Source organism: Acidovorax sp. Root267 (genome assembly GCF_001429215.1).
In the GTDB taxonomy this organism is placed as follows: Bacteria; Pseudomonadota; Gammaproteobacteria; order Burkholderiales; family Burkholderiaceae_C; genus Acidovorax; species Acidovorax radicis.
Genome location: NZ_LMJC01000032.1, coordinates 153,161 through 175,194, shown reverse-complemented (window position 1 = coordinate 175,194; position 22,034 = coordinate 153,161). Strand labels below are relative to the sequence as shown.

Sequence of the window (22,034 nt, the reverse complement as noted above, 5' to 3'; positions counted from 1 at the left end):
CGGGGCAGGCCGGGCCTGCGGGGCGCACTGCGCACCCTGCGACAATTCAGGCCATGAGCTTTGCCCCCCTCTCCAACGACACCTTCCTGCGCGCCTGCCGCCGCCAGGCCACCGACTACACGCCCTTGTGGCTGATGCGCCAGGCGGGCCGCTACCTGCCGGAATACAAGGCCACGCGCGCCCAGGCCGGCAGCTTCATGGGCCTGGCCACCAATGTGGACTACGCCACCGAAGTGACCTTGCAGCCGCTGGAGCGTTTCCCGCTCGACGCGGCCATCCTGTTCAGCGACATCCTCACCGTGCCCGACGCCATGGGCCTGGGCCTGACGTTTGCCGAGGGCGAGGGCCCGCGTTTTGCCAAGCAGGTGCGGGACGAAGCCGCGGTTGAACAGCTGGCCGTGCCCGACATGGACAAGCTGCGCTATGTGTTCGACGCCGTCACCAGCATCCGCAAGGCCCTGAATGGCCGGGTGCCACTGATCGGCTTCTCGGGCAGCCCCTGGACGCTGGCCTGCTACATGGTCGAAGGCAAGGGATCGGACGACTACCGCCTGGTCAAGAGCCTGATGTATGCGCGCCCCGACCTGATGCACCGCATTCTGGCCATCAACGCCGACAGCGTGGCCGCCTACCTCAATGCCCAGATCGACGCGGGCGCCCAGGCCGTGATGATTTTCGACAGCTGGGGCGGCGTGCTGGCCGACGGCGCTTTCCAGGAGTTCAGCCTGGCCTACACCAAGCGGGTGCTCGCGCAATTGAAGCGCACCGGCGTGGACGGCACCGACGTGCCGCGCATCGTCTTCACCAAGGGCGGCGGCATCTGGCTGGAAGACATGAAGGACATCGACTGCGAGGTGCTCGGCCTGGACTGGACCGCCAACCTGGGCAAGGCCCGCGCCATCGTGGGCGGCCAGGCCGGCGGCCCCGGCAAGGCGCTGCAGGGCAACATCGACCCGAACGTGCTGTTCGCTCCGCCCGCGCAGATCGCCACCCAGGTGCGCCACGTGCTGGACAGCTTTGGCCGGCCACATACCGACCGCAGTACCACCGGCCCCACGCACATCTTCAACCTGGGCCACGGCATCAGCCAGTTCACTCCGCCCGAGCATGTGGCGGCGCTGGTGGAAGCGGTGCACGGCTACTCGCGCGCGCAGCGCCAGGGTTGAGCGCCCGGCGTTAGCACGGCGTACTTATGCACAAAAATGGAGCGTGCGCGGGGCTGTCGCCCAGCGGCGCCCTGGTTTGTAAAAAAACAATTCCAATCTCATAAGCCATTGATTCATAAGGAATTTAATCCCGTGCTTTTTTGACAGGCAATCCACCGAAAGCACGGTTTTTCAAGGGCTTGCGCTGCAAACCCAAGGGATATCAACAAAGTTATCCACAGAAATTCTGGATTTCTTACAAATTCCCAGTCAAATCAAGCACTTGCAGCCTGTTTCGCACCAAACCCTCAACACGCAGGCAAGCCGCTAGCACAAATTTGGGGCCTCCCACCCCCTTGACGGGCCACCGATGTCCGACTTATGCACACAAAACGTGATGCGGCGCAACATAAAGCCAGACCGGAGCCATAGCACAGAATTTGCAGCAAAATTTCTTCAGATGATTGATTCATAAGGATTTTTTGGGCGTGCCGCATTTCCGGGCAATCTGTTCGCAGCCAGCATTCATGCGGGTTGGCAGGGTGTCCGGGCAGGATGTCAACAAAGTTATCCACAGAAAGTCGGGATTACTCCCCCGATCTTGTCAAATCAAGCACTTAGCCTCCAAACCTCCGCGCGACCTCCACAAGCCGCTGTAACCCGCCCTTCGCCGTGCCCGCCCCCTCCACCCTCGTTCAGGTTGCCCTGCACACCCCGTCGCACAGCGGCGTGGGCGACCTGCTGAGCTACGCCAGTGAGCGCCCGCTCGCGCCCGGTACGCTGGTGCGCGTACCTCTGGGCACGCGCGAGGTGCTGGGTGTGGTGTGGGATGCCGACGAAGCCACGGGCGAACTGCCCGATGGCGCCACGCTGCGCGCGGTTGCCGGCGTGCTCGACGGCGTGGCCCCGCTGGATCTGCCCTGGCGCCGCCTGGTGGCGTTTGCGGCGCGCTACTACCAGCGCGCCCTGGGCGAAATCGCCATGGCCGCCCTGCCTCCGCAGCTGCGCGACCTGCGGCCCGAGCAACTGGCGCGCCGCCTTCGCCGCCCCGGCAAGGCGGCTGGGGAGACCGCAGATGCTATTCAAAACATAGCACTCACCGCAGAACAGGAAAGCGCCAGGTCCCGAATTTCTGCAGAAAAAGGTCCCTTTCTGCTGTTTGGCAGCACCGGCAGCGGCAAGACCGAGGTCTACCTGCGCTGCGTGCAGGAGATGCTGGAGGCCGATCCCACGGCCCAGGCGCTGGTGATGGTGCCCGAGATCAACCTCACGCCCCAGCTCGAGGAACGCTTCGTGGGCCGCTTCGCCCCGCGTTTTGGCGCGGGCGCCGTGGTGTCGCTGCACAGCGGCATGACCAACCCGCAGCGCCTCAAAAGCTGGCTGGCCGCCCACAGCGGCAACGCGCGCATCGTGCTGGGCACGCGCATGGCGGTGTTTGCCAGCCTGCCGGGGCTCAAGCTGATCGTGGTCGATGAGGAGCACGACCCCAGCTACAAGCAGCAGGAGGGTGCCCGCTACTCAGCGCGCGACCTGGCCATCTGGCGCGGGCGCGAGCAAGGCGCCAAGGTGCTGCTAGGCTCTGCCACACCGTCGCTCGAGAGCTGGCACGCCAGCCGGCCGCCTACACCCGAAGACCCCGAGGGCGGGCGCTACGTGCGCCTGCACATGCCCAGCCGGATTGGCGCGGGCGCCCTGGCCCGGGTGCGGCGGGTGGACATGAACCAGCAGCCCCGGCGCGCAGTGTTCAGCGCGCCGCTGCTGCAGGCCATCACCGAACGTGTGGCGCGCGGCGAGCAAAGCATGATTTTGCTCAACCGCCGGGGCTATGCCCCCGTGCTGCACTGCGTGGACTGCGGCTGGAAAAGCGACTGCCCCCATTGCAGCGCGCACCAGGTCTTCCACAAGACCGACCGCACCCTGCGCTGCCACCACTGCGGCTACACGCTGCGGGTACCGCGCCACTGCCCCACCTGCGGCAGCCCCGACATCCACCCCATGGGCCGGGGCACCGAGCAGTTGGAGGAACAACTCTCGGCCCTGCTGTCCGAAGTGCTGCGGCCCGACCGCACGCCCGCGCGCATCGCCCGCATCGACGCCGACACCACCAAGGCCAAGGGCGCGCTGGAGGCCCAGCTGGCGCAGGTGCACGCCGGCGAGGTGGATGTGCTGGTGGGCACGCAGATGATCGCCAAGGGCCACGACTTTCGCCGCATCACGCTGGTGGCGGCCGTGCAGCCCGACGGCGCCCTGTTCAGCAGCGACTTTCGCGCGTCGGAGCGGCTGTTTGCGCTGCTCATGCAGGCCGCCGGCCGCGCCGGGCGCGACGCCGCCTACATGGCCGCGCAGGGCACACCGTGCGAGATGTGGGTGCAGAGTTTTCACCCCAAACACGCCGTGTTCGAGGCGCTGCGCACGCACGACTACGAGGCCTTTGCCGCCCAGCAGCTCAAGGAGCGCGAAGAGGCCGCCATGCCACCCTTCTCCTACCAGGCCCTGGTGCGCGCCGACGCCCGCACGCAGGACGTGGCACAAGGGTTTCTGACCGCCGCCACGGCCGCCGCACAAGCCGCCGGGCTGCCGGGGCTGGACGTGGTGACGCTGTTCCCGCCCGTGCCCCTGACCATCCAGCGCGTGGCCAATGTCGAACGCGCCCAGATGCTCATGGAAAGCAGCAGCCGCACCGCACTGCAGCGCTTTCTGGCCGCATGGCAGCCCATGCTGCAAACCACGCGCAGCCAGCCCGAGCACAAGGGCTTGATCCGGTGGCTGGTGGACGTGGACCCCCTGGCGATCTAGGCTGAAAATCCAAGCGTTTTACGGCCCTGGCGCTTGATGGATATGCGCAAACAGCTATTTAATTAATAGCAAAATCATTCGCACCCCAGCGCATCCTGACCTCCGGCAGATTCCGGGCCAGGGTGCGCGACAGCCAGGTGGTCACCCCTGGCGGCACTGCCGGTCCACGTACTGCAGGGCGTCGGGCAACGCGTCGCGGAACACCAGCCATTCGTGGTCGCCGTCGATGACGCGCAGCTCCACCAGCTTGGGCTGGATCTGGTACAGCCGCCAGTACAGGGTGGCCGACATGGGGGCGATGCCCAGGTAGTCGTGGTCGCCCGACACAATCCACATCGGGACACGCGGCGTGCCCGCCTTGTAGGCATCGAGCGCGGCCGCGTAGTTCAGCGACTTCCAGGTGTCGGGGTCAAACTGCCCGTCGCGCACGAACTGCGGGGTGCGCCGTGCCGCCGAGGTGTCCGGCGGCAGCGGGTCATAGATGGCAGGGCTGATCACCGCCGCAGCGCAGAACTGTGTGGGGTTGCGCAGCGACAGGTTCAACGCGCCATAGCCCCCCATGGACAGGCCACCGATGGCCCGGCCGCTGCGCTCCTTGTGCACGCGGTAGCGCGACTCGACGTAGGGCAGCAGGTCTTTCATGATGGCCGTGCCCGCCTTCTCTGCCGCACCATCGGCCCACCACGACGCCGGGCCCGCCGTGGGCATGACCACCACCGACGGGCGGATCAGCCCTCGCTTGATGAGCCCGTCCAGGGTCTCGACCGCACCTCCCTTGGTGCGCCACTCGTTCTCATCGCCACCCGCGCCATGCAGCAGGTAGACCACGGGATAGTTCACCGTGCCGCCGGGCTGGTAACCGTCGGGCACATACACCGTGAACTTCACGTCGCGGCCCAAAGCCGTCGAAGGCGCCTGGTCGGCAAACACCTGGCCGGCGTGCGCGGTGGCGGCGGCGGACAGAACAACGGCCGCTGCCAGCCAGCTCCGAAAACAAGGCTTCGCAAAACGCATGGATGTCTCCTCATGAATGGATGGATACGCCCATGCTGCAGTGGCACAGGCGATAGCATTGTGTGCGCGGCCAGGCCGCCGCGAGCGTTTCGCCGGCGACAGGCCTGGGGGAAGGTCCTCCCGGGCACTGCGCCGCCGCCCACACAGGAGCACGCCCATGACCTCCGAGGAATTTGCCCAGACCCTGGCCCGTGAAGGCTTCGAGCACCCCGTCACCGTCACACGCGATGCGGGCGGCATGCTGGACGACCACACCCATCCGTTCGAGGCCAAGGCGCTGATCCTGTCCGGCGAGATCCGCATCGTGACGGCACGGGCGGAACGCGTGTATGGCATGGGCGAGGTCTTTCACCTGCAGGCCCAGGAACCGCATTCAGAGTTCTATGGGCCCGCCGGGGTGAGCTATCTGGTGGGCCGAAAGCCCCCGCCCTGAGGGCCGCAGGCGCGCAAGGTCGCATGCTCCATATCGCACCTGGCCCGTGCTTCACGCGTTCGGCGTCTCCGCGTACCGCGCCACGCTACCGCAGGTAGTGGCGGGCAGCCTTGTCCACAAAAAGAGCCCACGCTCCCGGACAACTCCGTAAAGCTACCTCCCGTTGTCCCGTTGCAGCACACACGGCCCCTTGATGTCCGGGACGTGACCGTCCCCTCCCACGCCAGATTTCCATGTACAAAGAACTGAACGACCTGCACAAACTGCAGCCCCTGTGGGCCACCATCACCATCACCGTGGCAACACTGGCGACCAACTGGATCTGGGGATCGTGGTTCTCCCAGGCCAAAGGCATGGCGGCCTTCCTGCTGATGTTCGGCTGCCTCATCGGCTGGCCTCTGATGTTGGTACTGTTCAACGTGATCCTGGGTTTTGGCATCAAGCTGGGCGAAGGCCAGGCCCTGTTGCGCATGGCCATCCTGTTGGGCGTGGTCGGGGTGGGCTTCGCCGTGTATGGCATCCCCAGCCCGTGGAACCTGCTCGGCTGTGCCATCGTCGCCTTCGTCGTGGGGTTCCAGGCCGGGCGCGCAGCGCAGGACGACGCCGACCTGGAGGACTTGTAAATGGCCGTCAAGGAAGCTCCACCCCCCGGATTGCTCGACAGTTTTTCCGCTCCGCTGTGGGAAAGATTGAACCTGTCAGGGCTGCGGCCGCAGTGGATCGTGAAGGGCCAGCACCGGGGCTACGACTGGATGGTCATCGAGCTTGAACACCGGGCCACGGGCCTGACCGCCGAAAGCGGGACCGATACCACCACCGTCTTCGTGATGCGGCTGCCGCGCAAATCCAAGGACTGGTATTTGCCGCCCCACCGCATCACGTCCGTGCAACAGGCGTGTGTGGACGATCAACGCGTTTATGTCGCAGCGCTGGGCCGACAACCCCGCGTGCGCGAGTGGCGCCACTGGCTGGACACGGCCGCCGACGTGGCCGACGAGGTGGTGCGGTCGGAAGGCTCGCACACGAAGCAGGCGCATGAACATCCCGGTGACCGCAGCACGGCAGGTTCCGAGGCAGGACCGAGCTGGAACCCCCACGACGGCAAATGGGTGGTTTTCTGGCTCTTTGTGATGGTGCCCATTGCCGGCGTCGTTTTTTTGTCCCTCCTGTTCGACTACAGCGACTGGCCACGCACCGGCGCCGTCATCAAATGCAACATGGCGACCCACATAGGCTCCGCGTTGTACGGCTGGAAGATGTGGGCGCACCTGGGCATGCTGGCAACCCCCCTGGCATGGATGTGCAAGATGATCCACACCATGGTCACGCGCATCCACAGGCCGGGCTTCGGGCTGCAGATCCATCTGGAGGGCGCCATTTTGTTGGGCGGCGCGTTTGTGCTGGCGCATGCCCTGGGCGCACTGGAAGCATCCGCCCGCGCAGTGTGCTGACACGCACTGCGCGCGCGCCCGGTCCTTGGCGACCCGCCGCCAAGGACCGGGGCGGCCTCAGGCCCGAACAAACTGGCCGTGCAGGCCCAGCGGCAGGCCATAGGGCAGCGTGACGCTGGCCAGTGGCCCTGCATTCACCGCCTGCGCGTCGAACACCGACAGCGTGGTGCGCTCGCTGGGCCAGTGGTAGGCGGTGCCCAGCACCCAGCCCCGGCCCTCGGTGGCGGTAGGGCTGGCGGGTATGTAGACATGCTCCTCTGCGATCCAGCCCGCGCCGTACCGATGGCGCTGCGGTGTCTTGTCGCCCTGCAGCGTGAGCACCGTGTCAAAGCCCTGCACTTGGGCATCCATGCCCGGGCTGCGCGCCATCAGGGTGGTGAAGCGCGTGGGCAGGCCGTTGCGTGCCGGGTGGATACGCGGGAACTCCACGTGGGCAAGCCCCGGGGTTTCCAGCCGTGCCTGGCCCGTGGACGGGGTGAGCGTGATGTGTGCCCACCGGGTGGCGGCCGCAGCCGGGGTGCTGCGCGCGCCATCCACATTCAGGTGGTGCAGTGCGTTCAGGATGTCGGGCTGCGCCACAAACCGTACCTGCACCGTGCCGCCCTCTTCCCAGGCGTTGGCCAGGTGGAACAGGCCTGTGGCGGGCAACTCGAAGCGCTGGACCTTGAAGTCCGCCTTGCCCACCAGCAGCACCACCAGCGGCGCCTTGTCGTTCCATTGGTAGTGGGACAGCGGGCTCCCTGCGCCGGGGTGACCGTTGAATTGCAGCGGCATCAGCAGGAACACGAGGTGCCGTTCTGTGATGGCGAAGTCATGCACCATGTCGGCCTGCTCCGTGGTCAGGACATGCTGGCGGCGCAGCTGGCCTGTCGGTGCAATGTCGTACACCAGCAGTTTCCCGGAGCCCGGCATGTAGCCGAAATTCCATACCGAGCCATCCGGCGCCACGCGCGGGTGCGCCGAAAATGGCGCGCCCTGGGTCTGCGGCGACCAGGCCTTGAACCCCTGGGCCTGCAGCGTGACCGGGTCCACCGCCAGCGCGGAGCCGACTTCCCACAGCGCAAAAAGCTCCTTGCGCGCGGGCAGGGCCAGCAGGTTGATGTTGGCGGGGTTGACGGCGTCGGGCCCGCTGAGCGGCGGCGAACCGGGCAGCGTGGTGGCAAAGCCCGAGTACAGCAGCCGGCCAGCGGCCTCTTCCGCCGTGAGCTTGGGGGTGGCCAGCAGGGCGCCCCGGTGGGATATGCGGGGCGGTGTTTGCGTTGAAGCCTGACCTCCCTCAAAACGAAACGCCTGCAGCATGCCGTCGCCATCGAACCAGTGGTTCATGGCCACGCCGCCGAGTTCGCGCCGTGCGGGGCCGATGCGGTACAGCGTGCCCTGCAATGCGGCTGGCCAGCGCCCCCGCACGGGCAGCGGGCCGCTGACCAGCGGCGCCTTCAAGGGCCCGTTGTAGGGGGTGTAGCTGCTGCGCCAGGCGTGGGGCGCATCGGCGCCGTGGCCCAGGGCGGGCAGCAGGCTGGCGCCCAGGGCCGCCAGAACGGCGCGGCGCGGTGGATGGGGGTGGGTCATCGCGGGCTCCTTGTCGGCTTACTTGAGTTCGATGGCCTGGGGGTCCGCATCCGCGCCCACGCGGAAGGCTGCGTCGGCAAACGTGGGCGGGCCCACCGGGCTGCGTGCATTGCGGCTGAAGCCATACAACTCGGTCGGCAGGCCGAACAGGTTGGTGTCCAGCTTCATGTTGCCGTTCTCGTCCAGAAACGCCGAGACGGCGTAGTCGCCTGCGGGCACCCCTACAAACTGCACCACGGCCTTGCCATCGCCCAGCGGGGCGGCGGCGGTCTGCAGCGGCTTGCCGCGCGGAAAGCCCTCGCTCTGGTCAAAAAGGGCTGCCAGCACGGTGCCTTGTTGTTGCGCAGGCACGGTGACTTCAATGCGCAGGTCGGCGGCGTGGGCAACCAGGGCGGTCAACGCGGCCAGGAAAAGAATCCGTTTTTTCATGAAAGGGCTTTCTGTGGGGGTACAAGCCGGGACCACGCCCGGATCGACCCGCACTGTGCCCAGCCCGCCCAGGCCCTGCGAGGCGTTTGCGACGAAGTGCAGAAAACACGGTGTGATCTGCAACCCGCAGGCGCGAGGCACGCGGGCCTGGCAAGGGCGGCCCCGCGCAATCCCCCACCTTGCGGCGCCCCCGTGCCCGATAAAACTTGCATGCCGTGGGCTCGCCCCAGATACTGCGGCCTCACACGGCATCGCCTCGGGGCATGCCTGTGCTGCGCGGGTCCGGTGGACCGGCACCGGATGTACGCCCCGCCCGTGCTTCTTCCATTTTCAGAAAGCCTTACCAATGACAGCCATTGTTCGTGCCCTGATCTTGCTGGTCTTCCTGGCGGGCGGAACCGCCGTGCGTGCCCAGAACCTGCTCACCAACGGCAACTTCGAATCCGGCCTCACCGGCTGGAGCACCTGGACGGCGCCGCCGGGCTTCTGGAACGGCACCTGGATACACAGCAACGACTGCGACATCTGGGTGCCCACCCAGTGCCCGTTCGGTGGCGCCGGAACGTCCCACGCGCAGAAAAAAGGCAGTGGTGGGGGCAACGCGCACGGGGGCCTGTTCCAGACCGTGGCGGTCACCCCCGGGCGGGTGTACCGGCTGCGCGGCGCCTGGTCGGGGGGTGTGACGGGCAATGCGGGCGGCAACGCCACCTGGTGGGAAGTCGTGGCCTACGACGGCGCCGTGGGGGCCGCCACCATCGATGCCGCGCCCGGCCCGCTGGACACGCTGATCGCCCGGCGCGACGTGTCGAACCTGGCGCTCAACGGGGTCTTCCAGTTCGAGTGGGAGCCTTTTGGCGCCACCTTCACCGCAGCCTCCAGCCAGGTGACCATTGCGCTCAAAACCGGCAGCTTCTTCACCTTCGACGCAGCGGGCTACCACGACGACCTGGTTCTGGAGGAGGTGGCATCCAGCAACATCCCCGTCAACTCGCCCTGGGCGCTGGTGGTGCTTTGCCTGGGGCTGCTGGCGACCGGTGCCTGGCTGCGGCGCGGCCAGGGAATGCGCCCCAGGTAGAGGGCGGCACAAAATTTCAAGTGTTTTTGGCCGCCAGCGCTTTATGGGAAAGCGCTACAAGCTATCAAAATATAGCAATCAGGTCAGCAACGCCACCGCCGCCGAAAAGCTCAGAAACGCCAGCGCGGTGGACACCAGAATGATCCGCGCCACACGCCCGTTGTTGGCACCGAACTTCTCGGCCAGCAGCGAGACGTTGCTCGCGCTGGGCAAGGCCGCCAGCAGCACCAGCACCGTCAGCGCAAACGGCGTGAGCGGCACGCCCAGCATCATGGCGGCCATGCCCACGCCCCATACCAGCAGCGGGTGCACCAGCAGCTTGGCCAGGGCCACCGGCACGTAATCGCGCGCGGGCACCTGTTCGTGCTGGTTCATCTGCGAGCGCGCCAGCACCGCGCCGATGGTGAACAGCGCCACGGGCGAGGCCGCGTCGGCCAGCATGGCAATGGTCTTGTCCACCGGGCCGGGCAGCTGGAAGTGCAGGGCCGATGCCAGTGCGCCCAGCGCGATCGACCAGGGCATGGGGTTGGTGGCCATGCCCCGGAAGGCACTGCGCAGCGCCACGCCCACGCCATGGGTGCCCGCGCCATCCAGGCGCGACAGCGCAATGCACAGCGAGCTGGTGACGACCATGTCCACCACGATGGTCACGATGGCCGGGCCTGCGCTCTGCGCGCCCAGCAGCGCCACCAGCAGCGGCACGCCCATGAAGCCGGTGTTCGGAAAGGCGGCCACCAGCGCACCAAACGCCGCATCGTTCCAGCCGATGCGCGCACTGCGCGTGAGCGCCACCGTGGCGCCCACCATCACCAGCGCGCACAGCACATACACGCCCGCCACGGCCGGGTCCAGCAGCTGCGCGATGGGCGTGCTGGCGCCAAAGCGGTACAGCATGCAGGGCAGCGCGAAGTACAGCACGAAGGCATTGAGCCCCGGGATGGCGGGCTGGGGCAGCACCCCACGCCGTGCGGCCAGGTAGCCGCAGAGCACGAGGGCAAAGAAGGGGAAGGTGATGAGGAGGACGGACAGCACGGCGCTATTGTCCGTGCTGCGCACTGCGCCAGGACCCCCAGCCCCGGGCGGTGGTCAGCGCAACGTCAGGGGGGAGGGTTCGCGAACGGTGATCCCCCAACCACCACGGCCACGGCCGTGGGTGCCTTACTGCTTGCGCTGGATGATGAGGTTGCGCTTGGCGTCTTCGGGGTAGGCAAAGGTGATGGCGCCGTTCTTGACCATGCCGATCACCAGCATGTTGCGCGTGATGGCGTCCTTGTCCTGCACGCTGAACGGCTTGTCGTAGGTGGATACCACGCCGTAGTAGGTCTTCATCTTGCCTTCCAGCGACTCCTTGACGGCCTTGCCGTTGAGGTTGCCGTCCCGCACGCCCAGGAAGGAATACATCAGCAGGTAAGTGGCGTCGTAGGCATTGGCGGCCGCCATGGGCACGGCCACCTTGCCGTGGTACTTGCGGGTGTAGCTCGACAGGAACGATGCGCGGCGTTCGTTGCTGGGTTCGGCAATGAAGGTCTGCACCATGAGTGCGCCCTCGGCGGCGTCCTTGGCACCCTCCAGGAAGAACGGGAACGACAGCGTCCATGGCCCCACCTGGGACACCTTCCAGCCCAGCGCCTTCTTGCCATTGGCGATCACCGCGTTTTCCGGGCCCACGGTGTAGCTGAGGATCACATTGGCCCCGGCGGCTCGGGCGGCCGTGAGTTCGGCCGTGAGGTCCTTCACACCCAGGTCGAAGCGCGCCACGTGCACGGGCTTGAGGTTCTTGGCCGCCAGGGCAGCCACCACATCGTTGAAGCCACCTTCGCCGTAGCCGGTCTTGTCGGCAAAGATGGCCACCTTGTCCCAGCCGCGCTTGACGATGTCTTCCACCATGAAAGGGGCCTGGATCGCGTCACGTCCCTGCACGCGGAAGATGTAGCTGTCTGCAGCGGGATATTTGGCGGTGACCGCCGTGCCCGTGGAGCACGGCACGATGAGCGGGCTCTTGGCCTCCTGGAACAGGTCGATGGCCTTGAGCGCAACGCCGGTGTTGCAAAAACCGATGGTGGCGACCACCTTCTCGCTGATCAGTTCCTGCGACACCTTGCGGCCCTGGTCCGGATTGGCCGTATCGTCCTTGATCACCAGCTCCAGCGGTCGCCCCAGGTAGCCGCCCACGGCGTTGATCTCATCCACGGCCAGCTTGATGCCATTGAGCATGGGCACGCCAAAGTCGGCCGAGGGCCCCGTGAACGGCCCCACCACCCCAATGCGCACGGGCGCCGTGCTGCCGATCTGGGCCTGCGCGGGCAGCAGGGCTGTGCAGGCCAGCACGCTGGCGGCCACCACGGCGCTCCAGGCGTTGTGGTGCCACCGGGGGCGGCGCGGGCCTGGGATGCCCGGTGCGGCGGTCTGAACGGTGGAAGTCAAGGCAGAGGAGTTCATGGTGGGGCTCGGTTCACAACACACCCATCCCGTTGAGGGATGTACTGGCCAGCCAGTATCAAATTGTGAAAACAAAGCCCCTAGCGGGGTTTCCCGGAGCGCATGGCCCGGCGGGTGCCGGAGGCGGCTTCCTGTCAGGGGTGCGTCAGCCGCCCACCTTGCGTGGGTTGCCATACCCGGGCGCACGCAGGCTGCCGGACTGCGCCGGTATCATTGCGCCCTTGCGCGGCACGATCTGGTCCCGCCGCCACCCGCCCAGGGGCCCACGCCGCCCACCCCGCCTTCCTTTTCCTGCCTTCCACGGCTCAGCCCCCTTCCTTCCCATGTCTGCCGGTCTCAATCTCGCCCAGCTTCAGGCTGTCCACTACACCGACGGTGCCTGCCTGGTGCTGGCCGGCGCGGGCTCGGGCAAGACGCGGGTGATCACCCAAAAGATCGCCCACATGATCGAGAAGGGGATGGACCCCCAGCGCATTGCCGCCATCACCTTCACCAACAAGGCAGCCGCCGAGATGCGCGAGCGCGCCAAGGGCCTGATCGGCCGGCGCGCCAAGGATGTGCTGGTGTGTACCTTCCACGCCCTGGGGGTGCGCATGGTGCGTGAGGATGGCGTGGTGCTGGGCCTGAAGCCCCAGTTCAGCATCCTGGATGCCGACGATGTGACCGGCATCCTGAAGGAAGCCTCGGGGGGCACCACCGACATGGCCACGGCGCGCCAGTGGCAGTGGGTCATCAGCAAGTGGAAGAACATGGGCCTGACCTCCGAGCAGGCGCTGGCCCAGGCGGCGGACGACAACGAGCGCATCATCGCCACGCTGATGGCACGCTACGAAGAGCGCCTTGCGGCCTACCAGAGCGTGGACTTTGACGACCTGATCGGCATGCCGCTGCGCCTGCTGCGCGACTTCCCCGAAGTGCGCGCCAAGTGGCAGGCTCTGCTCAGCCATGTGCTGGTCGATGAGTACCAGGACACCAACGCCACGCAGTACGAACTGCTGAAACTGCTGGTGGGCGAGCGGGGCCACTTCACCGCCGTGGGCGACGACGACCAGTCCATCTACGGCTGGCGCGGTGCCACGCTGGATAACCTCAAGAAGCTGCCGATCGACTTCCCGCAGCTCAAGGTCATCAAGCTGGAGCAGAACTACCGCTCCACCAGCGCCATCCTGCGTGCGGCCAACAACGTGATCGGGCCCAACCCCAAGCTGTTTCCCAAGACCCTGTTCAGCGAGCTGGGCGAAGGCGAGCCGGTGCGTGTGGTGGACGCCGACAGCGAAGAGCACGAGGCCGAACGCGCCGTGGCCCGCATCCAGAGCCTGCGGGCCGCCAGCAACCCGCCACCGGACTGGAAAGGCTTTGCCATCCTGTACCGGGCCAACCACCAGGCCAAGCCGTTCGAGAAGGCGCTGCGCAAGGCGAACATCCCCTACAAGGTGTCGGGCGGCACCAGCTTTTTTGACCGTGCCGAAATCAAGGACCTGTGCGCCTGGTTCCGGCTGTGGATCAACAACGACGATGACCCGGCGTTTCTGCGCGCCATCACCACGCCCAAACGCGGCATCGGCCACACCACGCTGGCATCGCTGGGCGCGTTTGCCACGCAGCACAAGCAGAGCATGTTTGGCGCGTTGTTCAACGGCATGCTGCCAGCCGCAGTCCCCAAGCGCGCGATGGACGGGCTGCACGAGTTCGGCCGCTACATCAACTACCTGGAGTACAGCGCGCGCCGCACGCACGGCGCGGAAGAAGCCCGCACGTTCCTGAACGAATGGCTCAAGGAAATCGGCTACGAGCAGCACCTGTACGACAACGAAGACAGCGAAAAGGTGGCCGCTGCCCGCTGGAGCAACGTGATGGAGTTCTGCGACTGGATGGCCCAGCGCGCGGGCGGCCAGATCGACGACACCGCAGGCGCCGTGGTGGCCAAGGAAACCAAGAGCCTGCTGGAGGTCTCGCAGACCATCGCACTGCTGTCCACCATTTCCGAGCGCGAAAAAGAGCAGGACATGGTCACGCTGTCGACCCTGCATGCCAGCAAGGGGCTGGAGTGGCCCCACGTGGTGCTGGTGGGCGTGACCGAAGGCATGTTGCCCTTCAAGCTCGACGACGACGAGGGCCGGCAACAGAAGGTGAGCGACGACACGCTGCAGCGCCTGCAGGAAGAGCGCCGCCTGATGTACGTGGGCATCACCCGTGCGCAACGCACCCTGGCGGTGAGCTGGACCAAGCGGCGCAAGAAGGGCCGCGAGATGGTGGCCGCGCAGCCCAGCCGTTTCATCGCCGAGATGGGCCTGGACAAGACCACCGCCCGCGAAGACCCGCGCGAAAAGCTCAAGGCCCTGCGCGCCGAATTTGCCGCCAAGGCCCAGGCCACCACGGCCGCCAACGCGGCGGCAGCAGCCACCCCGGAATGAGCGCCCCTGCAGCCACGGCACCCACCACAACGCACCCCACCCATGGAGCCCCGCACCCACCGGCCCACGCCCCTGATGGGGGTTGCTTTAATTTTGATAGCTATCAGCGCTTATCCTACAAGCGCTAGCAGCCAAAATGAACCACAATCCACGGCAGCATGCCCGTCCACGGCAGAGCTGGACCACCAGCACCTGCAAGGGCGCTGGCTGGCCGAGCTGCAGGGCGTAGCCCCGGATGCCACTGGCGCCACCGCCACATTGCAACTGGGTCCGCACCCCGAGCTGGCACAGAGCGTGCGTGGCACCGTGCAAAGAAATGGCGCCACGGCGCAGATCAGCGGAGACGCCGATGGCGGCGACCTGACCCTGGAAGAATCGATCAACGGCACGAACATCAGTGCCACCTGGACAGGCCAGGTGGTCGATGGAAGTTGCGGCAAGGAAATACGCGGAACATGGAACAACGCCAACCCCACCCCCTCGGCACCCTCGGCTCCCTTCGTGCTGCGCAAGCAGGCGGGCTGGCAATGACCACCGCGCCAGCACCACAGCGCAGCGGCAGGCCCCGGCACCACACGCTGGCCCTGCTGGTGGCCGCCGCGCTGGCACCTGCGGGCGCCGCGCTGGCGCAGTCCACGCCCGCCAGTGGCGCGGCAGCGGCAGCCCCCGCTACGGGCGCCGACGGCGCCTGGCGCCGCTGCGCCGCGCTGTCCAACGACAACCAGGCGCGTCTGGCCTGCTTTGACCAGTGGGCCACCGACCAGCAAGGCTGGAACGCCCCCGGCGCCACGGCCTCGACGGCCGTACCACCGCCGGTGGACACCACCCTGCCCGCCACCCGCGTCATCGATGTGGCCCGCACCGAAGGCTGCCGCGACCCGCAGTACAGCGACCTCTCGCGCTTCTGGGAACTGGAGTCGGGCAGCGACTGCGGCACCTTCAGCTTCCGGGGCTACCGGCCCATCACCGTGTCGGTGGTGGCGTCGAGCAACGTGAACCGCCAGCCCACATCGGATGCGGCCGACCATTCGGCCACCGAGTCCACGCCCTACCGACGCACCGAGAACCGCATCCAGCTGTCGGTGCGCACCAAGGTCGCGCAAGGCCTGCTCACGCAGGGCCACCCCACACTCAAGGATTCGGTGTGGTTCGGTTACTCGCAGCAGTCGTACTGGCAGCTGTTCACACCCCAGATCTCGCGCCCCTTCCGCGCCACCGACCATGAGCCCGAGGTCATGTATGTCTACCCCACCACGGCCCAACTGCCGTTTGGCTGGAAGTGGCGCTACAGCGGCATCGGACTGGTGCACCAGTCCAATGGCCAGAGCAAACCCCTGTCCCGCAGCTGGAACCGGGCGTACCTCATGACGGGCATGGAACTGGGCAACAGCGTGAGCGTGAACGCGCGCATCTGGAAGCGCGTGCCCGAGAGCTCGGGCAGCGACGACAACCCCGGCATCAGCGACTACATCGGCCGGGGCGAGCTGTCGGCATTCTGGAACGTCAACAAGGACAACACCGTGGGCGCCACGCTGCGCCACTCGCTGTCGAGCAGCGACCGGGGCTCGGTCCGGCTGGAATGGCTGCAGACCGTGGGCACGGGCCTTTTTGGCAACAAGAGCAACCTGCGCCTGCACACGCAGCTGTTCAGCGGCTATGGCGACAGCATGATCGACTACAACCGCAAGCGCACCGTGTTCAGCGTGGGGCTGAGCCTGGTGGATTTCTAGCAGAGACATCCCCCTGAGGCGCTGCGCGCCTCCCCCCCGCTCTCGCTCCGCTGCGCTGCGCGGGCAGGGGGACGCAGCCCTCGCTGCGGGGCGGCCCTTGCTTGGCTGCTCTGGCGTGGGCCGCGCCAGTTGCATACCCCTTGGGCAACGCAACGGCCGGGCGCAACCAAATGCCAGACGCGCCAAACACTCCACTCACAACTCGTTACGACATCGTCCTCAAGTTTCGCGCGGTGGCGCCGACGCGCCGCCACAATGGCACGCGCACAGAAACCAGCATGGCCCTTGGCGAAGGGCTCCCAAAAAGAGCCCCTTTCCCACCGTTTTACCTGCCATTGCCTGCACCGTGCGCCCTCGACAATGCCGATAAAGAGGAACACACCCATGGACATGCAATACCAGCTCAAGGCAGGCAGCTACTACCTCTACGACATGCGCGAGGCGCCCAGTGCCGTGACGGGTGAGCGCAGGTTCAAGCTGAAAACCGATACCGTGGCCATTGCGTTCGACGCACACACGGGCGAGGTGCACCAGCACGGCAGCCCCACGCGCATCCAGTCCTGGGCCAACAACACGCGCCGCCGCCTGCGCGCCGCCGGAGCGCAGGACGTGGCCAACGACATCGTGGTGGTGTCGGGCCCGCTGCCCGTGGACGAACTCAACAAATGTCTGTGGGTGCGTGGCTACGTGCGCCGCATGTTCTCGCGCCTGGCCACCCTGCCCCATGGCAAGCTGCAGCGACCTGCGGAGCCGTTTCGCAAGGCAGCCTGAAACCAGGCGAGCATCCTCAAAGATCCCGATCAGGGCCGCACACAGCGGCCCTTTTCTTTTTTCTGGGAGCGCCCCGGAAAGGGCTCAGAGGCTGAGAGTTTTTTAGCCGAGCCCGAAAGGCGCGCGAAAACGCCTCGGATCTAGGCGCAAAGCACAGCCATAGCCCGGGCTATGGCGAGCATTTGCAACGACGAGCCGGGGCGTTTTCGCGTGCAAGGCGGGCACGGATAAAAGACTCTCAGCCTCTCAGGCCTCCGTGTCCTCGGCCACGTCGCTGTCCGCGCTCTCCAGCACCTCAGCATGCTTGACGATGGTCACCGGCACCGGGCTGGAATGCGCCACCTCCTGCGACACCGAACCCAGCAGTGCGCTGGTGATAGCGCCCTGGCCCTTGGCGCCGATGATGACCATGTCGCAGCCCGAGCGCTCGATCATGTCCACCAGCGTGTGGGCCACATCGCCCACGCCCACATCGGTTTCGTAAGCGACCCCGGCGGCATCCAGCAGCGCCCGCGCCGACGCCATGAGATGGTCACCCGCCTCCAGGCTGGCGGCGGCGATCAGGTCGGGGTCGCGCGTGGTCACCAGTTCGTACAGAGTGGCGGGTTCCTGCACATTGGCCAGGACCACGCTGGCCTTCAGGCCCTGGCCCACCAGCGCCAGCGCGTGGTGCACGCCATCCAGCGCGAGTTCGGAGCCGTCCACGGCGATGAGGATCTTGAGCATGGTGTTCTCCTTGAGTCAGTGAAGACCAGTGTAGCGACGCCATCCGCCAGCGCCAGCCCATACCCTTGTGCCAGGTCAGGCTGGCCCGTCTGGGACAATGCGCCCCATCATGCTGCAGTTTGACCTTCTCAAAACCGACCCCACCAGCCACGCACGCCGTGGCACGCTCACGCTCAACCATGGCGTGGTGCAAACCCCCATCTTCATGCCCGTGGGCACCTACGGCACCGTCAAGGGTGTGATGCCGCGCAGCCTGCACGACATGGGCGCGCAGATCATCCTGGGCAATACCTTCCACCTGTGGATGCGCCCGGGCCTCGACGTGATGCAGAGCTTTGGCGGCCTGCACGGCTTTGAGAAGTGGGACAAGCCCATCCTCACCGACTCCGGCGGTTTCCAGGTCTGGAGCCTGGGCGCGATGCGCAAGATCACCGAAGAGGGCGTGACGTTCGCCAGCCCCGTCAACGGCGACAAGCTCTTCATGTCGCCCGAGGTGAGCATGCAGATCCAGACCACGCTCAACTCCGACATCGTGATGCAGCTCGACGAGTGCACGCCGTACGAGACCAAAGGCCACCTGACGACCGAGGCCGAAGCGCGCAAGAGCATGGAGATGAGCCTGCGCTGGGCCAAACGCTCGCGTGACGAGTTCCAGCGCCTGCAGAACCCCAACGCGCTCTTTGGCATCGTGCAGGGCGGCATGTTCAAGCACCTGCGCCAGGAGTCGCTCGAGCGCCTGGTCGAGATGGACTTCCCCGGCTACGCCGTGGGCGGCGTGAGCGTGGGCGAGCCCAAGGACGAGATGCTGGACATCATGGCCCACACCCCGCACCGCCTGCCTGCGCACAAACCGCGCTACCTGATGGGCGTGGGCACGCCCGAAGACCTGGTGCAGGGCGTGGCCGATGGCGTGGACATGTTCGACTGCGTGATGCCCACCCGCAACGCGCGCAACGGCACCCTGTTCACGCGTTTTGGCGACCTCAAGATCCGCAACGCGCGCCACAAGGCCGACCACCAGCCCCTGGACACCAGCTGCACCTGCTACGCCTGCGCGGGCAGCTCGGGCGTGTCGTGGGACGACGGCGGGCGCGAGGGTTTCAGCCGCGCCTACCTGCACCACCTGGACCGCTGCGGCGAAATGCTGGGCCCCATGCTCACCACCGTGCACAACCTGCACTACTACCTGAACCTCATGCGCGAAGTGCGCGAGTCGCTGGATGCCGGCGAGTTCGCGCAGTTCCGCGCACGCTTCAAGGCCGAGCGGGCGCGGGGCGTGTAAGCACGGTCAAAAGCTATAAAAATGCTAGCTATCAGCGCTTTATAAATAAGCGCCAGAGGCCAAAATCATTCAAAAATTCCTGCACCACCTCCTGCGCTGGCCTGCGCGCATACTGACCGGCCTGGGCAGCGGGCTGCTGGCCCTGCTGATCCTGTTCGAGGAATGGGGCTGGGTACCGCTGCAGCAGTTGCTGGCACGCATTGGCCGCTGGCCAGGCCTGCGCTGGATCGAAGGCTGCGTGCGCGCCCTGCCGCCGTGGGCGGCGGTGGCCGTGTTTGCGTTGCCCACGGCCCTGTTGCTGCCCATCAAGCTGCTGGCCCTGTGGGCGGTGGGCCGGGGGCATGTGGTGCTGGGCATGCTGGTGATCGTGCTGGCCAAGGTGGTGGGCACCGCCGTGGTGGCGCGGCTGTTCACGCTGACGCAGCCAGCACTCATGCAGTTGCACTGGTTTGCCTGGACCTATGCGCGCTGGATGCGCCTCAAGCACACCGTGCTGGAGCGTGCCCGTGCCTCGTGGGCCTGGCGCGTGGCGCGGGTCATCCGGCGGCAGTGGGCGCAACGCTGGCGCCGCCGCTGAGCACTGCGGGAGTTCACGGTAGCGCCTGTCGCCCCATTCCAGCCAAGATATACAGACATGGTCCACCGCCGCCTGGGACCACAACCAAACCGCCATTGCTCCGCGACATGGGCCTCCAGCTTGATCTCCCCACCGTCCTCCTGCTCTACAAGACCGCCCTGGTGGCCGGTGCGCTGAGCATCTTTCACGTCAGCCGGCATTCGTGCCGACCCCAGGGGCTCAAGCCGCTGGCGGTGGCCTACCTGCTGCTGGCCATAGGGGCCGAACTGGCGGGCCGGGGCGAATACCTGGTGCTGCCCGACTGGCTCTGGACCCACACCAGCCTGCTGCTGGGGACGGTCGGCTACCCCCTCTTCTGGGCGGGCATGCGGGCATTGAGCGGGCGCAGGCGCATCCCGATGGCGGTGCTCGTCCTGGTCCCCGGTGGCTGGCTGGTGCTGGGCCTGGTCACGCAGTTTCCGCTGGACAATCTGCTGCGCGCTGGCGCCTTTCACATCACCGCCGCCGTGGCCCTGGTCGGATCGGCCCACGAGGTATGGCGTGATCACCGCACGGAACCGCTGCCGTCCCGCCCCCTGCTGGCAGGGCTTCTTCTGCTCAGCGCCAGCATCTTTGCGTTGCGCCTGTTGTACATCGCCACCGACAACGCAAGTTCCGCAGGATTTGCCCGGGCCTTCTATGTGCAGATGTTCTGCCACTTCGGCATCGCACTCATGGTTTCTTCGCTCTCCAGCGAGCGGGCCGCAGTGCGCCTGGAACGGGTGGCGCAAACCGACACGCTCACGGGCGCGGGCAACCGCCGCTGGGCCACGTCGATGCTGCCCGCGCGACTGCCGGCGGGCAGCGCCATCGCGCAGCTCGACCTGGACCACTTCAAGCGCATCAATGACCGCTTTGGCCATGCGGCGGGGCGACCGCGTGCTCGTCGCCTCGGCCCAAGCCCTGCGCAGCCAGCTGCGCGACTCGGACCTGCTGGCCCGCATGGGTGGCGAAGAATTCCTGGTCTATCTGCCAGACGCCACGGCCAGCGATGCGGCCGCCGTCGCGCAGCGGCTGTGCGCAGCCGTGGAACAGATCCGGCTGTCCGAGCAGGGCGAGGACATCCCCGTCACCGTCAGCATTGGACTGGCCTGCGTGAACTCCGGTGGCGGAACCTGGGCCGACTGGCTGGGCGCGGCCGACCGGGCGCTGTACGACGCCAAGCGCGCTGGCCGCAACCGTGTCGTGGTGACGCACGAGCGCACGGCCTGAACCGGCCCTGGTTCCCCAGGGCTGTGCCCATTGGCCTGCGGCAGAATCGCACCCCATGCCCGCACCACCCTTTGCCACCCTGACCGAAGCACTGGAGCTGGCCTTCAACCTGGCCCCGGTGGGCATGTGCGTGACGCGCGAACGCAGCATCGAGATCTGCAACGACGCCTTTGCCCACATGTTCGGCCACGAACTGGCCGACCTGCTGGGCCAGCCGCTGGCGCCGCTGTACCCCTCGTTCGACGAGTTCACCCATACCGGCCACCTGGGCCTGCAGGCCATGAAGGATTCGGGGGGCTATGCCGACGAGCGCATCATGCGGCGGCGCGACGGATCGCTGTTCTGGTGCCACGTGGTGGGCCGTACGCTGGACCGGGCGGATCCGTTTGCCCGTGCGGTATGGATGTTCGAGGACATCTCGCACCGCCGCCCCGTCAGCACACCGCTGACCCTGCGCGAGCGCGAAATCGCCCAGCACATCGTCACCGGAGCCACCAGCAAGCAGATCGGGCGCTACCTGAACATCAGCCACCGCACGGTGGACGCGCACCGCGCACGGCTCATGCGCAAGCTGGGGGCCAGCAGCACGGGTGAACTCGTGGCGCTGCTGCTGGGCAGCGCCTAGTGGGGTGCTGCATGCTTGGCGGCACATTCAAAACCGATGGATTTTTGGCCAGGGCAAGGCGCAACCCACAGCGATACCCGCAGGTATCGCGCGGATTTGCGACACAGCTCTGGCCGAAAAGACGCGGTTTTAAGTGCCGGATAGCGTGCAACACCACACTACCCACAGAGTGAAAACCTTCCCCGGCCCACCCGGAGATCGTCAACAATTGTTTCTGAAGGTTGCGCAGCAGCGCTCCCAACACACCCGGCCCGGGGACAATCGGCATGGACCTGGGCGCCGCCCCGCCGCCCCCTGCAGCCCACCT

20 protein-coding genes and 1 pseudogene are annotated in these 22,034 nt (G+C 66.7%); 15 read left to right on the top strand and 6 right to left on the bottom strand.

Features of this window, described 5'->3' with window-relative positions; all coding sequences use genetic code 11:
* Positions 1-53 precede the first annotated feature (53 nt).
* Positions 54-1,166: a uroporphyrinogen decarboxylase gene (gene hemE, locus ASE39_RS22905; protein ID WP_010466210.1), complete on the top strand. Its 1,113-nt coding sequence runs from the start codon at positions 54-56 to the stop codon at positions 1,164-1,166.
* Positions 1,167-1,817: 651 nt separating this feature from the next.
* Complete coding sequence (priA, locus tag ASE39_RS22900; RefSeq protein ID WP_057229842.1) at positions 1,818-3,941, top strand: primosomal protein N'; 2,124 nt, start codon at positions 1,818-1,820, stop codon at positions 3,939-3,941.
* 141 nt (positions 3,942-4,082) lie between these two features.
* Here the strand turns inward: priA and ASE39_RS22895 are convergent, their stop codons facing one another.
* Positions 4,083-4,955 (bottom strand): alpha/beta hydrolase-fold protein, encoded by an 873-nt coding sequence (locus tag ASE39_RS22895; protein WP_057272638.1) that lies wholly within the window; start codon positions 4,953-4,955, stop codon positions 4,083-4,085.
* Between the two features lie 157 nt (positions 4,956-5,112).
* Here ASE39_RS22895 and ASE39_RS22890 point away from each other — a divergent pair, with 157 nt between their 5' ends.
* From ASE39_RS22890 to ASE39_RS22880, 3 genes are all read left to right on the top strand, one after another.
* The gene (locus tag ASE39_RS22890; RefSeq protein WP_010466213.1) at positions 5,113-5,388 is read left to right on the top strand and encodes a hypothetical protein; all 276 of its coding nucleotides are present in this window, start codon (positions 5,113-5,115) and stop codon (positions 5,386-5,388) included.
* Between the two features lie 233 nt (positions 5,389-5,621).
* Entirely contained in the window at positions 5,622-6,011 is a 390-nt protein-coding gene (locus ASE39_RS22885) for a hypothetical protein (RefSeq protein WP_057272637.1), read from the top strand.
* Complete coding sequence (locus ASE39_RS22880; protein WP_140426863.1) at positions 6,012-6,839, top strand: hypothetical protein; 828 nt, start codon at positions 6,012-6,014, stop codon at positions 6,837-6,839.
* 57 nt (positions 6,840-6,896) lie between these two features.
* Here the strand turns inward: ASE39_RS22880 and ASE39_RS22875 are convergent, their stop codons facing one another.
* Together ASE39_RS22875 and ASE39_RS22870 are read right to left on the bottom strand one after the other, a co-directional pair.
* Positions 6,897-8,408: a carotenoid oxygenase family protein gene (locus ASE39_RS22875; protein WP_057272635.1), complete on the bottom strand. Its 1,512-nt coding sequence runs from the start codon at positions 8,406-8,408 to the stop codon at positions 6,897-6,899.
* An 18-nt stretch (positions 8,409-8,426) separates the two neighbouring features.
* Positions 8,427-8,837 carry a DUF2141 domain-containing protein gene (locus ASE39_RS22870; RefSeq protein WP_057272684.1) on the bottom strand — a complete coding sequence of 137 codons (411 nt, stop codon included), beginning with the start codon at positions 8,835-8,837 and terminating at the stop codon, positions 8,427-8,429.
* Positions 8,838-9,183: 346 nt separating this feature from the next.
* Here ASE39_RS22870 and ASE39_RS22865 point away from each other — a divergent pair, with 346 nt between their 5' ends.
* On the top strand, positions 9,184-9,912 hold the full coding sequence (locus ASE39_RS22865) for a hypothetical protein (protein ID WP_057272634.1): 729 nt from the start codon (positions 9,184-9,186) through the stop codon (positions 9,910-9,912).
* Positions 9,913-9,990: 78 nt separating this feature from the next.
* On the opposite strand, the gene ASE39_RS22860 is transcribed toward ASE39_RS22865, so the two are convergent.
* Both ASE39_RS22860 and ASE39_RS22855 read right to left on the bottom strand, forming a co-directional pair.
* Positions 9,991-10,944, bottom strand: a complete 954-nt coding sequence (locus tag ASE39_RS22860; protein ID WP_057230056.1) for an AEC family transporter — start codon at positions 10,942-10,944, stop codon at positions 9,991-9,993.
* A 126-nt stretch (positions 10,945-11,070) separates the two neighbouring features.
* Complete coding sequence (locus ASE39_RS22855) at positions 11,071-12,351, bottom strand: ABC transporter substrate-binding protein (RefSeq protein WP_050812567.1); 1,281 nt, start codon at positions 12,349-12,351, stop codon at positions 11,071-11,073.
* Between the two features lie 323 nt (positions 12,352-12,674).
* Between ASE39_RS22855 and ASE39_RS22850 the strand changes: the two genes are divergently transcribed.
* From ASE39_RS22850 to ASE39_RS22835, 4 genes are all read left to right on the top strand, one after another.
* Positions 12,675-14,765, top strand: coding sequence for a UvrD-helicase domain-containing protein (locus tag ASE39_RS22850; RefSeq protein WP_057272633.1), 2,091 nt, complete (start codon positions 12,675-12,677; stop codon positions 14,763-14,765).
* A gap of 42 nt (positions 14,766-14,807) precedes the next feature.
* Positions 14,808-15,296, top strand: coding sequence for a hypothetical protein (locus tag ASE39_RS22845; protein ID WP_057272632.1), 489 nt, complete (start codon positions 14,808-14,810; stop codon positions 15,294-15,296).
* Positions 15,293-16,495 (top strand): phospholipase A, encoded by a 1,203-nt coding sequence (locus ASE39_RS22840; RefSeq protein WP_199864323.1) that lies wholly within the window; start codon positions 15,293-15,295, stop codon positions 16,493-16,495. Before ASE39_RS22845 ends, ASE39_RS22840 begins: the two co-directional genes overlap by 4 nt.
* Positions 16,496-16,879: 384 nt before the next feature.
* Complete coding sequence (locus ASE39_RS22835) at positions 16,880-17,266, top strand: hypothetical protein (protein ID WP_057229863.1); 387 nt, start codon at positions 16,880-16,882, stop codon at positions 17,264-17,266.
* Between the two features lie 246 nt (positions 17,267-17,512).
* Here ASE39_RS22835 and ASE39_RS22830 read toward each other — a convergent pair whose 3' ends face one another.
* Positions 17,513-17,992 (bottom strand): universal stress protein, encoded by a 480-nt coding sequence (locus ASE39_RS22830; RefSeq protein ID WP_010466227.1) that lies wholly within the window; start codon positions 17,990-17,992, stop codon positions 17,513-17,515.
* A 109-nt stretch (positions 17,993-18,101) separates the two neighbouring features.
* Between ASE39_RS22830 and tgt the strand changes: the two genes are divergently transcribed.
* The 5 genes and pseudogenes from tgt (at position 18,102) to ASE39_RS22810 (ending at position 21,727) form a co-directional block, all read left to right on the top strand.
* Positions 18,102-19,274, top strand: coding sequence for a tRNA guanosine(34) transglycosylase Tgt (gene tgt, locus ASE39_RS22825; RefSeq protein ID WP_010466228.1), 1,173 nt, complete (start codon positions 18,102-18,104; stop codon positions 19,272-19,274).
* Between the two features lie 187 nt (positions 19,275-19,461).
* Positions 19,462-19,851, top strand: coding sequence for a hypothetical protein (locus ASE39_RS22820; protein WP_010466229.1), 390 nt, complete (start codon positions 19,462-19,464; stop codon positions 19,849-19,851).
* Positions 19,852-19,958: 107 nt separating this feature from the next.
* Positions 19,959-20,702, top strand: a pseudogene (locus ASE39_RS27360) (GGDEF domain-containing protein); the annotation flags it as partial.
* Between the two features lie 34 nt (positions 20,703-20,736).
* On the top strand, positions 20,737-21,102 hold the full coding sequence (locus ASE39_RS27225; RefSeq protein WP_242421539.1) for a GGDEF domain-containing protein: 366 nt from the start codon (positions 20,737-20,739) through the stop codon (positions 21,100-21,102).
* Positions 21,103-21,157: 55 nt separating this feature from the next.
* On the top strand, positions 21,158-21,727 hold the full coding sequence (locus ASE39_RS22810) for a LuxR C-terminal-related transcriptional regulator (RefSeq protein WP_057272630.1): 570 nt from the start codon (positions 21,158-21,160) through the stop codon (positions 21,725-21,727).
* Positions 21,728-22,034: the final 307 nt, after the last annotated feature.